The sequence below is a fragment of the Promicromonospora sp. NPDC019610 genome (assembly GCF_044389365.1).
Lineage (GTDB): Bacteria > Actinomycetota > Actinomycetes > Actinomycetales > Cellulomonadaceae > Promicromonospora.
In genome coordinates this window covers 1,768,795-1,781,659 of sequence record NZ_JBIRXX010000001.1, presented here as the reverse complement: position 1 = coordinate 1,781,659, position 12,865 = coordinate 1,768,795, and the positions used below count along the sequence as shown (strand labels likewise).

Genomic DNA, 12,865 nt, shown 5'->3' with positions numbered 1-12,865 from the left:
TTCCTGGGTCGGTCCAGCGGTGCAGCCACAGTTGAACGTAGGGTTGGTCGCACTCTGGGCGCCCAGAGTGCGACCAACCCTACGTTCGACGACGCGGCATCAGCCGGCCTCGGCGGCGTCAGCCGGCCAGCGCGGCGTCAGCCGGCCAGCCGCTGCACCACCCACCAGAGCGCCACGGCCGCGATCACCGCAGAGCCCACGAGCAGTACCCAGCGGGCCGTGCGCGGGGCGCGGACCCGCAGGAGCACCAGCAGCGGGAACACCACCGCGATGATGCCGAGTTGCACGGCCTCGATGCCCACGTTGAACGACAGCAGCGACCACAACAGGGTCCACGACCAGGCCGCGTCGATGCCGAGCGCACCGGCGAAACCGACGCCGTGCACCAGCCCGAAGACGAACACCACGGGCAGCCGCCACCGGTGCCAGGTACCACGCTCGTCCCGCAGACCGACGCCCCGCAGACCGACGTCCGGGAGCCCGGCCGGTGCACGCCACCGCAGGGCGTCCCGTACCGTGCCGGACGCCGGGCCGCCGCCCACGGCCTCACCACCCAGGGCCGCCCCGCCCCGGCGGAGCAGCACCAGGTCCACCACGGCCACGACGGCGATCGATGCCGCGATCACCGGCTCGACCACGATCGCCGGCACCGACACCACGCCGAGCGCCGCGAGCAGGAACGTCACGGAGTGCGCCACGGTGAACGCCGTCGCCGTCCAGACGACGTCCCGCAGCCGGCGTGCCCCGATCAGCAGCGCCAGCAGGAACAGCACGTGGTCGACGCCGAACAGCAGGTGCTCGCCGCCGAGCACGAAGAACTCCCCGACCTGCTTCAGCAGGCGGTGCTCCCCCGTCGTCAGGGTGGGCGACGCCGACGTGAGCACCGCCGAGCCGTCCTCCTCGTCGAGCGAGTACCGGATGATCGTCTCCGTCGAGTGCACGAACGACTCGGCGTCCGGGAACAGCGCGCTGGACACCTCGTGCACCCCCTCCGGCTCGCCGTCGCACGCGAAGGCGTAGGTCAGGGAGGCGTAGGGCCGTTCCCCGCGCTCGACGACGTCGGCGCCGGAGAGCGACGGCGCGCACGGCGCGCCGTCGTACGTGACCGTGAACCGGTCGGTGACGTACCCGTCCACCTCGGCCTCGTGCTCGTCGAGGTGGGCGAGCTGGTCGTCACGGCCGGTCGCCTCGTACGCCTCGGCCCGCAGCCAGGCGGACTTCATCAGCAGGTCGTACTCCAGGTCGAGCACCGCCACGACGTCCGGCCCGCCGCCCCCAGACCCGCCTCCCTCCGGACCGGAGGACGACGACGCCGTGGTCACCTCGGCGTAGACGTCGCTGGTGGCGTCGTGCGCCGAGGCGACCTGCCCCACGGCGGGGCTGCTCAGTACTGCGAGCAGCCCCGCCAGGGCCAGCGGGCGTCCGCGGAGAGGGCCGAGTCTCAACGCCGCGCCGTGGTGAAGTACGCCGGCGACGCCGTCGTCGTGCCGCCCCCGGAGGTGCGGGCCGTGACGAACCAGGCGTACGTGCGGTCGGGCTTGAGGCCCGACCAGCGGACCGAGGCCACCTCACCGGACGCCACGGTGTCCCGGCCGATCTCGTCCACCGGGTCGTACAGCACCACGGAGTCGGTGCTGAACGACGTGGTGCGCGAGGTCAGGTCGACCGGCAGCACCATGTTGTCCTCGAGCCCGTTGTAGCGGTGCTCGGTGTCGTACTCCGTGGCGCCGAACTCGCCCAGCAGCGGCGAGTAGGTGTCGATCGAGACCTCGCCGCGGTCGACGTCGAACTGCAGCATGCGGAAGAACGACGCGCCGAACTGGAGCTGGTCCGTGGGCTGGTACCCGCCGATCTCGGTCAGCCCGAGCTGGCCGGCGGACACCGTGTAGAACTGGTAGTCGGCGAGCAGCTCGACCACGCCGCCGCCGATGTCCCCGACCACGGGCGGGCGCACGTTGGTGCCCACGCCGTGCCGGTGCCCGGCGAGCACCATGAACACGTTCGGGTTGTCCTTGACGAGCAGGTTGTACAGCAGCGGCCCGTCGGACCCGCCGAAGTTGGCGCCGCGCCCGTCGGGCGACGCGGACGGCTCCAGGTAGTCGTGCGTGAGCAGGATGCCGTTACGGTCGGAGTACCGGTCGAAGACCGACGCCGCCCACTCGGCCTCGTCGCGCGTCACGCCGTAGGACAGGCCCACCACCACGAAGTCCAGGCCGCCGGCCGAGAACAGGTCGTAGTGGTTCTCGTTCGAGCCGGGCTCCATGACGCCGCCGTAGGAGGCGTCGGTCCAGTCCTCGGACAGCGCCTCGTACCGGTCCGGCCCGAAGTACTGGTCGTAGAGCGTCGGGTCGGTGCCGGACTGGTTGTCGTGGTTGCCCGCGACCACGCCGTTCGGGATGCCCGCGGCGTCGATCCGGGCCTGCGCCTGCGACGCGAACTCGAACTCGCCGACGACCTGGTCCTCCATCTCGGGCGGGAACGCCCGGATGTTGTTCTCGACGATGTCGCCGGTGTGCGCCACGTAGGCGATCTTGCGCTCGTCGGCGTTGTCGACGATCCAGTCCATCACGCCGGTGTAGCCCTGCGCCCAGACGGCGCGCTCCTCGGCCGTCTCCTGCTCCACGGCGCCCTCGGTCAGGTACTGGGTGTCCGTGTAGTGCACCATCGAGAAGTCGTACTCGTCCGGGTCGTCGAACCGGTCCTTGTCACCGGCGTCGAGATCGTCGGCGAACGGGTCCTCGCCCGTGACCATGGCGTGCACCGTGCCGCGGTCCACGTAGTCGCGGGACACGGTGCCCTCCAGCACGGTGCCGCCCTCGACCGCGCCGCGTGCGGAGGCGACGACGTCCCACGCGTCGGTGTCCGGGTTCCAGGCCCGGAGGCTGACCAGGCGCGCCGGGTCGGCGGTGCCCTCCCAGCGCAGCACGGGCGCCTCGATGCGGCCGCGGACCGGCACGTCGAACCGCTGGTAGGTCACGTCGCCCGACGCCGGCGACGTCACGGACTTCCCGTCGCCCGGTTCCAGCGCCTTGGTGCTCAGCTTCTTCTGGCCGCGCACGTCCAGCGTGGTGGGCACGGTGCCCGTGCTGCCCTGCCACGCCTGGTTCGGGGTCAGGATCTCCGCGGCGGAGAAGCGCGCGGTGACGTCGCCGCCGTCGGGCGCGGCCACGGTCGCCTGCAGCGTAGCCGTACGGCCCACGCCCTTCGTGCCCGACGCCGGAGCGACGTCCGCCGGCTCGTCCGGGATCCCGGCGCTGACGAAGTCGATCTCATGCGTGACCTCGTTGCCGAGACCGTCCGTCGCGGACACCGCGAGCGTGTGCGCGCCGGCGGTGAGGCCGGGGCCGACCGGGTCACCCACGGCGATCTTGGCGCCGTCGAGCGTGACGTCGGGGCCCTGGACCACGCCGGAGGCGTCCTCGACGACGACCGCGAGCGGCACCGTCGAGGTGAGCCGGTCGCCGTCCGCGGGGGTCGCGGACACCAGCGCCGGGCCGGAGTTGTCGGTGAAGAGCGCGCGAGTGGCGGTCTCCCCCGTGGTCGACGTCGCCGCGAGCTCGTGCTCGCCGTCCGACAGCGTGGCCGTGTCGAGGTCGGCGCGCAGGCCGCGCGCGGGGGCGTCGACCGTGAAGGTCAGCGTGACCTCGCGCAGCGCGGTGCCGCTGGAGCCGCACGTGCCGTCGCCCATCGCGTACGAGGGCTTGAGCCCGACGCCAGCCGCGGTGCCCGCGGCGGGGGTCAGCGCGAGGTTCGAGATCGTGAAGTCGTCGCGGTTGCAGTCGCCCGCGAAGGTGCCGGTGACCACCTTGACCGTGTTGTCGCCGGGCCGGAGCCACTCGTTGGGGATCGCGATGCTGGCGCGCTGGCTCGCGTACGATCCGCCCATCGGCGTCTCGATGCCGTTGACGACGAGCAGGTTGGCGGCCCCGCCGTCGACGGCGTTCGAGCCGACGTCGAAGGAGAAGGCCGCGTCGCCCGCGCCGAGCGTCTCGGTGGCCTCGACCGCGTCGCCGTCGACCGTGAGCTCGGCCGTGGCGCCCTCGCCGTCCGCCGGGCGGGCGCCCGTGACGGTGACGGTGCCGTTGGCGAGCGTGCCGTCGACCGGCGAGAGGCGGGGCGCGCCGGCGGGCGCGTTGTTCACGCGGACCCGGTGCTTCGTCGAGTCGCCCGAGGCGGTGCGCGCCTCGATCGTGTGCGCGCCGTTGGTCAGCGTCGTGGTGTCGAGGTCCGCGCTCAGGCCGGTGGTGCCCTGCGGATCACCCTGGACGAAGAAGGACAGCTCCGCGCGCAGCAGCAGGCTCGTGTTGCTGCCGCAGGTGCCGTCGCCGAACGAGTACGTGTACTCGTTCTCCTCGCCGTCGGCGAGCTCGCCGAGAGGCTCCAGCGTGAAGTCCGACAGCACGAAGTCGTCGTGGTTGACGCCGCAGTCGGAGCTGATCGTGCCCACGACCACCTCGACGGTGTTCTCGCCGGTCACGAGGTACTCGTTGGGGACCTCCAGCTCGACGCGCTCGCTCACGGCGTCGGGCAGGTGGATCGGCTCCGAGCCGTTGACCGACACGTAGTTCATGTACCGCGCCTCGGTCGAGTTGGTGCCGACCGTGTAGCCGAGCACCGACGTGCCGAGGGTCTCCGTGGCACCCGGGACGGCCTTGCCGTCGACGGTCAGGCGCGTGACATCGTCCCTGGGGGCGACGGGCTCGGCCGCGACGGGCACGGTGCCCTCGAGGAAGTCGCCGTCGTCGGGTGCGAGGGTCGGGGCACCCGACGTCGGGGCCTCCGGCCCGTGCGGGGTCGTCGCCGTCGCGGCGGTGTCCGTCCGAGCGGTGTCCGCGGGGGCGGCGGACGACGACGTCGCCGCCCAGCCCGTCATGGCGAGCGTCGCTGCCGTGACCGCCGCGACGAGACCGGCCTGCTGCCGGCCCCGCTGTTTCCTGGTGACTGGCCGCATGGCCGTCCTCCCTGTGGTCCGTGAGATGGACGGCTCCGAGCACGCCCGGAGGACAAACCTGGACGGGCTGGGTGAACGGAACAGGTGCAGCAGGCAACAAGCGGACAAATAGTCGGTACGCGGAGGCCGAGTCCTACGATCGGGCCATGGCGAACCACGACGAGATGCTGCTGTGCTGCCTCCTGTGGGCGCAGCCCGGCCAGGAGGCGGGCCTCACGGTCTACGAGGACAAGGTGCTGGCGCTGGTCCCGGAGCACGGCGGCACGGTGCTGCAGCGCGCGGCGTCCGACGGCGCGGACGGCCGGCCGCACGAGGTCCAGCTCTACCGGTTCGCCGGACAGCAGAAGCTCGACGGGTTCCTCGCCGACCCCCGCCGCACGGCGCTGACGGCGGAGCGGGACCGGGTCGTGGCGCGCACGGAGCTGTTCCCGGTCGACCTGCTCTGATCGCCCCCCCCGTACCGGAACGACGAAGGCCCCCACCGTGGTGGGGGCCTTCGTCCTGTGGGTGCGCCATCTAGGACTTGAACCTAGAACCCGCTGATTAAGAGTCAGCTGCTCTGCCAATTGAGCTAATGGCGCCTGCGACGGGAAGATTACCAGGACCTGAGGCCCTCGGCGCACCGTTTGTCTCCGCCTCACGAACGACCGCGATCCGCCGTCCGCCAGAGGACGGACGGGGGCCACGAGGCCGTCGTGCTGGTGCGCCATCAGGGACTCGAACCCCGAACCCGCTGATTAAGAGTCAGCTGCTCTGCCTATTGAGCTAATGGCGCGCAACGGAGAGAAACACTACCAGGACCAGGGGCGTCACCGGTAACCGAACGAGCGGGCCCACCCTGTGAACTGCACGACAGCCGGGCAGGGCCGCCCGCCGCTACGCTCCGGCACCATGACCGTCACCGGTACCGGACCAAGTCCCCTGGCAGACGTCGCGGCGCAGTCCGAACAGGCAGTACTCCTGCGGCGCGTACGAGCCTGGCTGATCGTGTTCATCGTCGGCCTGGTGCTGAGCGGCGTCACCGCGTTCCCGTTGACGACGGAGGTCCGGTGGGGCCACGAGCTCTTCCTCGCGTGGGGCGTGGATGCCTGGCTGCCGGGCCTCGTCGACTGGTTCGCCCGGGTCCGAGAGGGACTGGACGCCACGTCCCGGGACTACCCGTTCATCGCGTACGGCACGGACTGGCTCGCGTTCGCGCACCTCGTCATCGCCGTCGCGTTCTGGGGTCCGTTCCGTGACCCGGTACGCAACATCTGGGTCGTCGACTTCGGGCTGATCGCGTGCGCGGGAATCATCCCGCTGGCCCTGATCGCCGGCCCGGTGCGGGACATCCCGTGGGGCTGGAGCCTCATCGACATGTCGTTCGGGGTCTTCGGCGCGATCCCGCTGCTGCTCGTGCGCCGCATGATCAAGCGGCTCGAGGTCCTGCAGGCCGGAGAAGGGGCGGACCGACCTGCGGGTCCTGCCCGACCTGCCGGTCTCACCTACAGGTAGAGACCCGTCGAGCCGTCCGCCTCGTCGCTCTCGGCCACGCCGTGCACGTCCCGCTCGCGCAGCAGCACGTAGTCCGTGCCGGCCAGGTCCACCTCGGCGCGGTCCTCCGGGTCGAAGAGCACGCGGTCGCCGACGTCGACCTGACGCACGTGCTCGCCCTTCGCCACGACCGTCGCCCAGGCGAGCCGCTTGGGCCCGACGGCGGTCGCCGGGATCACCAGGCCCGCCGTCGACTGCCGTTCCGCCGAGTCCGTCTCGGGCTCGACCAGGAGCCGGTCGTGCAGCATGCGGATCGGGAGGTTTCCGGGCTTCGTCACGGAGTCGGTCACGGCGGAGGTGCTCACAGGACAACGCTACGCGACTGCCGATCCGAGTTGTCCACAGGCCCCGGCCGCGCGGGGCACGAGGACCCGCGAAGGCGACTACCGTTACGGGCATGACGACTCGCCTCGAGACCGGGGACAAGGCTCCCGACTTCACCCTCCCGACCGCCGACGGCTCCTCCGTCCGCCTCGCCGACCTGGCGAGGAGCACCGACAAGGGCGTCATCGTGTACTTCTACCCGGCTGCCGCGACGCCGGGGTGCACCAAGGAGGCGTGCGACTTCCGCGACTCCGAGGCGTCGCTCCTGGGCGCGGGCTACGCCGTCGTCGGCATCTCCCCCGACAAGGTGGCGAAGCTGGCCAAGTTCGCGGAGTCCGAGGCGCTGACGTTCCCGCTCGCGTCCGACGAGGACCACGCGACGCTGGAGGCGTACGGCGCCTGGGGCGAGAAGCAGAACTACGGCAAGACGTACGTGGGCGTGATCCGCTCCACGGTCGTGGTGAACCCGGACCTGACGGTCGCCGAGTCGTTCTACAACGTCAAGGCGACGGGCCACGTGGCCCGCATCCGCAAGGTGCTGGGGCTCGACTCCTGATGAGCTCGCCGGCCGCCCCCGGTTCCCCGACGGACCTGCTCGACGTCGACTCCGAGCTCAGCGAGGCCGAGCTCGCGACGCGCGCCCGCGTGCGGGAGTTCGTGGACCGCCGGGTGCGCCCGAACATCGCGGCGTGGTTCGCCGACGCACACTTCCCGCGTGAGCTGGTCCCCGAGCTGGGCGAGCTCGGGGTGCTCGGCATGCACCTGGACGGCTACGGCTGCGCCGGGCGGTCCGCCGTCGAGTACGGCCTGGCGGCGCAGGAGCTGGAGGCCGGCGACTCCGGGATCCGCACGTTCGTCTCGGTGCAGGGCTCGCTGGCGATGTCCGCGATCCACAAGCACGGCTCCGAGGCCCAGAAGCAGCAGTGGCTGCCGCGCATGGCGACGGGTGAGGTCGTGGGCTGCTTCGGGCTCACCGAGCCGGAGGCCGGCTCCGACCCGGCGAGCATGATCACGCGCGCCCGCTTCGAGGCCGGCGCGGAGGGCGGCGACGCCGGCGGCGAGTGGGTCCTGGACGGCGCCAAGCGCTGGATCGGCATGGCCTCGTTCGCGGACGTCGCGATCATCTGGGCCAAGGTCCGCGAGCCACAGGACGACGGGAGCGAGCGGGACCGCGTGCGGGGATTCGTCGTGCCGACGTCGACCCCGGGGTTCACCGCCGTCCCCATCGAGCCGAAGCTGTCGATGCGGGCATCCGTGCAGTGCGACATCACGCTGGAGGGCGTGCGGCTGCCCGCGGACGCCCTGCTGCCCGAGCACCCCGGCCTGGCCGGGCCGTTCGCGTGCCTCGACGAGGCGCGCTACGGCATCGTCTGGGGCGCGGTGGGCGCGGCCCGGGACGCGTTCGAGGCGGCGCTGGCCTACGCGCAGGGCCGGGAGCAGTTCGGCACGCCGATCGCGGGCTTCCAGCTCACGCAGGCCAAGCTCGTCGACATGGCCCTGGAGATCACCAAGGCACAGCTCATGGCGCTGCGCCTCGGCCGGCTCAAGGACTCCGGGCGGCTGCAGGGGCACATGATCTCGGCGGGCAAGCTGAACAACGCCCGCATCGCCATCGAGGTCTGCCGGACCGCCCGCACGATCCTGGGCGGCAACGGTGTCACGCTCGACCACTCCCCGATGCGTCATGCCAGCAACCTGGAGTCCGTGCGCACCTACGAGGGCACCGACGAGGTGCACACGCTCGTGCTGGGGCGACACCTCACGGGACTCGCCGCGTTCCGCTGACCTGCACGCTCACCTGGCCGTAGACTGGGCGCCGCGCGCGAGTGGCGTAATTGGCAGCCGCGCCAGGTTTAGGTCCTGGTGTCTCCGGACGTGGGGGTTCGAGTCCCCCCTCGCGCACCCTCGGCACTTCACACTAGGAGCCCGGGCGATTCGTCTACGATCGCCCCGACATGACTCTCTCGCCCCGGCCAGCACCGAGCGCGACCGCCCCGCGGTCCGCGCTCGTGGTGCTGCTCCTCGCGCTGGCCGGGCTGCTGGGCGTCACCACGCTGGGCACGACCACGGCGACCGCGGCCCCGGCGTCGCCGGTCGCCGTGGTGCAGCACCACGTCGACGTCCTGGACCGCGACGCAGCAGATCCGGGCGAGGGCAAGATCCGCGACCGGGTCGTCCCGGTCGCCGACGACTGCCCGGCCCACGGAGCGCAGCACGGCGAGACGCTGGGGCTGCTGAGCCTGCGCGCACCCGTCGGCACCGGGACAGAGCCCGCCGTCTGCCCGCCGTCGTACCGGGTCGCGGCGCCGGCGCCGGTCACCGCGGGGAGCCGCGCGGCACGTGCCCACACGCGGGCGCACGCGCTCGGGCACGACCCGCTGCTCTGGGGTATCAGCCGCACGTAGGCGGGGCATTCGGCGGACGCCGTCGTCCGCCCACCACGGCCGGCCGCCGGGCCCGACCTGGCCGCCGGCACGCCCTGCTCCCCGTGCACGCCCTGTGACCCGTGAAGGAACCCCTGTGACCACGAAGCGCCCTGCCGCCGACCGCACGAACACCACCCGCCGCCTCACGCCCCGACTCACCCTGCAGCTCGCCCTCCTGGTCGGGGTGCTCGGCCTGATCGCGCTGCTGATCGGGTTCATCCTGAGTTCCCGCCCCGACGCCCCGGCCGGGGACGCCGAGGTCGTGCGCGAGAACAGCCACGTCCTGAGCCAGGCCGACGACGAGCAGGCGGTGCTCGTCGAGTTCCTCGACTTCGAGTGCGAGGTCTGCCGCGCCTACTACCCCACCGTCGAGCAGCTCAAGGAGGAGTACGGCGAGGAGCTGACCGTGGTGCTCAGGTACTTCCCGATCCCCGCGCACGCCAACTCGGTCAACGCCGCCGTCGCGGTCGAGGCCGCCGCGGCACAGGGCGCGCTGGAGCCCATGTACCAGCGGATGTACGAGTCGCAGGCCGAGTGGGGCGAGGTCCAGCAGTCCCAGGCCGAGGTCTTCCGTGGCTTCGCCCGGGACCTCGGCCTCGACCTGGACCGGTACGACGCCGCCGTGGCCGACCCGGCGACGACGGAGCGCGTCCAGTACGACTTCGACGAGGGCCGGGCGCTCGGCGTCAGCAGCACCCCGACGTTCTTCCTGGACGGCGAGAAGCTCGAGACGCAGAGCCCTGCCGACCTGGTCGGGGCCGTGGAGACGGCGCTCGGCCGGTAGGCGCACCGCGGGCGGGCCGCCAGGCCCGCCCGCCGCGTCAGTTCTGCTGCTGCGCGGCGATGTCCTTGCGGACCACGTCCATGTCGAGCCCGCGCACGGCCTCGACGACCTCGGCGAGGCCCTTGGCCGGCAGCGCGCCCGCCTGGCGGAACACGAGCACGCCGTCACGGAACGCCATGAGCGTGGGGATGGACGTCACCTGTGCCGCGGCCGAGATGCCGGGGTTGGCGTCGGTGTCGATCTTGGCGTGCACGATGTCGTCGTTCTTGTCCGAGGAAGCCTCGAAGACAGGTCCGAACATCTTGCACGGCGGGCACCAGGTGGCCCAGAAGTCCACGAGCACGATCCCGTTGTCGCTGACGGTCTTCTCGAACGTGGCGTCGGTGATGTCGACAGTTGCCATGTCACGCTTCCTTTCGTTGGGCGTCTACCAGGTAGAGCACAGCCCCACCCTCTGCTATTCCAGGAGCGGCGGTTCGGCGACCCGTGTCACATCCGGGTGTCCACGGGGCGGCGCGGGGTCAGGCACCGCAACGCCCGACCTGGTAGAAACGGACCCGTGACGGACACTGCCGACTACCCAGCCGACGATTTCTACCGCGAGCCCGCCCCGGTGTCGGGCTGGATGACCGACGAGGACCTCGCCGTCGTACGCGCGCAGCTCCCCCTCGTGTACGTCGACGCCGTGCCGGTCCGGGTCGACGACTCGGGTGACGTGGTCGCCGTCGGGCTGCTGCTCCGCGTGAACCCGCAGGGTGCGATGACCCGCGCCCTGGTCTCCGGGCGCGTCATGTACCACGAGCGCCTCCGGGACGCCCTGCTGCGGCACATCGAGAAGGACCTCGGGCCGGTCGCGCTGCCGCAGGTGCCGCCGTCGCCGCAGCCGTTCACCGTCGCCGAGTACTTCCCCACGCCGGGGATCACCGCGTTCCACGACCCGCGCCAGCACGCCGTCTCGCTCGCGTACGTGGTGCCCGTCACGGGCGACTGCCGGCCGCAGCAGAACGCCCTCGACCTCGCCTGGCTCACGCCGGAGGAGGCCTGCGCCGACGACGTCCAGGCCGAGATGATGAACGGCCAGGGCATGCTGATCAAGCAGGCGATGGCCCACGTGGGCCGGCTGCCGTAGGGGTCAGGACAGGTCGAGGACCGGCCAGTCCTCCAGGTCGGCGCGCATGCGGCGGTCGTGCGTCGCCACGACGACGGCGCAGGGCGTGACCTGGAGGGCCCGGGTCAGCTCGTCGACGAGGTCGATCGACAGATGGTTCGTCGGCTCGTCGAGCAGCAGCAGGTGCGGCGCGTGCAGCAGCGCCCGCGCCAGCTCGAACCGGCGGCGCTGCCCCGCGGACAGCTCGGCCAGCGGCCGGTCCAGGTCCTCCTCGCTGAGCAGCCCGAGGCCCGCGACCGGGACCACGTGGTCGGGGTCCAGCTCGTTCGAGGCGAGCAGCCGCAGCGCCTCGTCGGCATAGGTCTCGAACCCGGTCCGCAGCCGCGCCTTGCCGGTGATGGGCTCGCTCTCCTGGCCCACGACGCCGATGCGCGCGCCCGGCGCGACCGCGCGGCTTCCCCGGTCCAGCTCCAGCGTGCCGGCGAGCGCCGCGAGCAGCGTCGACTTGCCGGTCCCGTTGGGCCCCACCACGAGCAGGCGGCCCGACGGCGGGATCGCGATCCGCGTGCCGGGCAGGTCGAGCCGGACGGCGTCGTCGTCCCCGACGCGCGGCGAGCGGACCTCCACGACCGGGTTGCCGGGGTCCCAGCCCGGCGACATCGCGGGCAGGTCGGGGAACCCCAGCTCGACGGGCGGCCTGGGCACCTCGATGGCCTCGGCCTCCAGCTTCTGGACCAGGCGGTCGGCTGCCTTGACGTGGATGCGGGCGCGGGTGGCGCGGCGGTGCTTCTGGGAGCCCTTGCCCGGGCGCCACTCGTCGGAGAGGCCCTCGTAGGACTCGTCGAGCCGCTCGGCCAGGGTCGCCGCGCGCTTGCGCTCGGCCCGGTAGCGCTGGCGCCACCGGTGCAGCGCCTGGTTCTTGGCGAACCGGTAGGCCAGGTAGCCGGGCTGCCCGTAGAGCACGGGCTTGCCGTCCCACGACGGGTCGAGGTCGAGGATGGCGGTGGCGACGTCGTCGAGCAGCTCGCGGTCGTGCGTCACGAGCACCACGCCGCCGCGCCACGCGACCAGCTCGCCCGTGAGGAACTCGATCGCGGAGTCGTCGAGGTGGTTGGTGGGCTCGTCGAGCAGCAGCAGGTCGGCGCGCTCCGCGAGGCGGCAGGCCAGCCGGACCCGGAACCGCTCCCCCACGCTGAGCTGATCGAGCCGGCGAGCGTGGTCGCGCGGGGCGCCCAGGCGCGTGAGGGCCACCTCGACGCGGCGGTCGGCGTCCCAGACGGCGAGGTGCTCGGCGAGCGAGAGCGTGCGTTCGAGCACCGCCAGGTCGCCGGAGCCGTGGTCGAACGCCGCGGCGGCGGCCTCCAGCTCGGCGGCGGCGCTCCGCAGCCCGTCGAGCGTCCCGGCGACCAGGTCGCCGATGGTCTGCCCCGGCGCCGGGTGCAGCTCCTGCTCGACCAGCGCGACCGTACCCTGGCGACGTACCTCGCCCGACTTCGGCAGCAGGTCGCCGGCCAGCAGGTGCAGCAGCGTGGACTTGCCCGAGCCGTTCTCGCCGACGACGCCGAGCCGCGTTCCGGGCGACACCGAGAAGGAGACCCCGTCCATGACGGGCCGCCCGGGGTAGGCGAAACCGAGGTCCTGGGCGACGAGGTGCATCCGCCCAGCCTACGGGGACCCGCCGGAGCGCCGCGTCTTTCGTTTACGCGTGGGGGCCGCCACGAGAGGATGTGCCCGATCGC

The 12,865-nt window shown here is 72.3% G+C and carries 12 protein-coding genes and 3 tRNA genes; 8 read left to right on the top strand and 7 right to left on the bottom strand.

Translation table 11 applies throughout. The features are described from left to right. Nucleotides 1-137: 137 nt before the first annotated feature. Nucleotides 138-1,445, bottom strand: a complete 1,308-nt coding sequence (locus ACH45N_RS07960; RefSeq protein ID WP_397392799.1) for a HupE/UreJ family protein — start codon at nucleotides 1,443-1,445, stop codon at nucleotides 138-140. Then, a complete protein-coding gene (locus ACH45N_RS07955) occupies nucleotides 1,442-4,951 on the bottom strand; it encodes a metallophosphoesterase (protein ID WP_397392797.1) in 3,510 nt (1,169 codons plus the stop codon). Before ACH45N_RS07955 ends, ACH45N_RS07960 begins: the two co-directional genes overlap by 4 nt. A gap of 146 nt (nucleotides 4,952-5,097) precedes the next feature. Here ACH45N_RS07955 and ACH45N_RS07950 point away from each other — a divergent pair, with 146 nt between their 5' ends. Further along, nucleotides 5,098-5,397 carry a hypothetical protein gene (locus tag ACH45N_RS07950; RefSeq protein WP_397392795.1) on the top strand — a complete coding sequence of 100 codons (300 nt, stop codon included), beginning with the start codon at nucleotides 5,098-5,100 and terminating at the stop codon, nucleotides 5,395-5,397. Between the two features lie 62 nt (nucleotides 5,398-5,459). Here the strand turns inward: ACH45N_RS07950 and ACH45N_RS07945 are convergent. Both ACH45N_RS07945 and ACH45N_RS07940 read right to left on the bottom strand, forming a co-directional pair. Continuing rightward, nucleotides 5,460-5,532, bottom strand: a tRNA-Lys gene (locus tag ACH45N_RS07945). A 118-nt stretch (nucleotides 5,533-5,650) separates the two neighbouring features. Further along, nucleotides 5,651-5,726: transfer RNA gene (locus ACH45N_RS07940), tRNA-Lys, on the bottom strand. Between the two features lie 116 nt (nucleotides 5,727-5,842). Between ACH45N_RS07940 and ACH45N_RS07935 the strand changes: the two genes are divergently transcribed. Continuing rightward, nucleotides 5,843-6,445 carry a hypothetical protein gene (locus tag ACH45N_RS07935; RefSeq protein ID WP_397392793.1) on the top strand — a complete coding sequence of 201 codons (603 nt, stop codon included), beginning with the start codon at nucleotides 5,843-5,845 and terminating at the stop codon, nucleotides 6,443-6,445. Here ACH45N_RS07935 and ACH45N_RS07930 read toward each other — a convergent pair. Then, nucleotides 6,436-6,732, bottom strand: coding sequence for a co-chaperone GroES (locus tag ACH45N_RS07930; RefSeq protein WP_020013266.1), 297 nt, complete (start codon nucleotides 6,730-6,732; stop codon nucleotides 6,436-6,438). The genes ACH45N_RS07935 and ACH45N_RS07930 overlap by 10 nt on opposite strands. A gap of 149 nt (nucleotides 6,733-6,881) precedes the next feature. Between ACH45N_RS07930 and bcp the strand changes: the two genes are divergently transcribed. The 5 genes from bcp (at nucleotide 6,882) to ACH45N_RS07905 (ending at nucleotide 10,018) form a co-directional block, all read left to right on the top strand. Then, nucleotides 6,882-7,364, top strand: coding sequence for a thioredoxin-dependent thiol peroxidase (gene bcp / locus ACH45N_RS07925; protein WP_397392791.1), 483 nt, complete (start codon nucleotides 6,882-6,884; stop codon nucleotides 7,362-7,364). Continuing rightward, nucleotides 7,364-8,593 (top strand): acyl-CoA dehydrogenase family protein, encoded by a 1,230-nt coding sequence (locus tag ACH45N_RS07920; protein ID WP_397392789.1) that lies wholly within the window; start codon nucleotides 7,364-7,366, stop codon nucleotides 8,591-8,593. The genes bcp and ACH45N_RS07920 overlap by 1 nt, the downstream gene beginning before the upstream one ends. 35 nt (nucleotides 8,594-8,628) lie before the next feature. Next, nucleotides 8,629-8,710: transfer RNA gene (locus tag ACH45N_RS07915), tRNA-Leu, on the top strand. A 53-nt stretch (nucleotides 8,711-8,763) separates the two neighbouring features. After that, nucleotides 8,764-9,213: a hypothetical protein gene (locus tag ACH45N_RS07910; protein WP_397392787.1), complete on the top strand. Its 450-nt coding sequence runs from the start codon at nucleotides 8,764-8,766 to the stop codon at nucleotides 9,211-9,213. A 115-nt stretch (nucleotides 9,214-9,328) separates the two neighbouring features. After that, nucleotides 9,329-10,018, top strand: a complete 690-nt coding sequence (locus ACH45N_RS07905; RefSeq protein WP_397392785.1) for a DsbA family protein — start codon at nucleotides 9,329-9,331, stop codon at nucleotides 10,016-10,018. Between the two features lie 37 nt (nucleotides 10,019-10,055). Here the strand turns inward: ACH45N_RS07905 and trxA are convergent, their stop codons facing one another. Then, nucleotides 10,056-10,421, bottom strand: a complete 366-nt coding sequence (gene trxA / locus ACH45N_RS07900) for a thioredoxin (RefSeq protein ID WP_182614171.1) — start codon at nucleotides 10,419-10,421, stop codon at nucleotides 10,056-10,058. Nucleotides 10,422-10,577: 156 nt separating this feature from the next. Here trxA and ACH45N_RS07895 point away from each other — a divergent pair, with 156 nt between their 5' ends. Beyond that, a complete protein-coding gene (locus tag ACH45N_RS07895; protein ID WP_182614170.1) occupies nucleotides 10,578-11,147 on the top strand; it encodes an NUDIX hydrolase family protein in 570 nt (189 codons plus the stop codon). 3 nt (nucleotides 11,148-11,150) lie between these two features. On the opposite strand, the gene ACH45N_RS07890 is transcribed toward ACH45N_RS07895, so the two are convergent. Next, nucleotides 11,151-12,782 carry an ATP-binding cassette domain-containing protein gene (locus ACH45N_RS07890; protein ID WP_397392782.1) on the bottom strand — a complete coding sequence of 544 codons (1,632 nt, stop codon included), beginning with the start codon at nucleotides 12,780-12,782 and terminating at the stop codon, nucleotides 11,151-11,153. Nucleotides 12,783-12,865 lie beyond the last annotated feature (83 nt).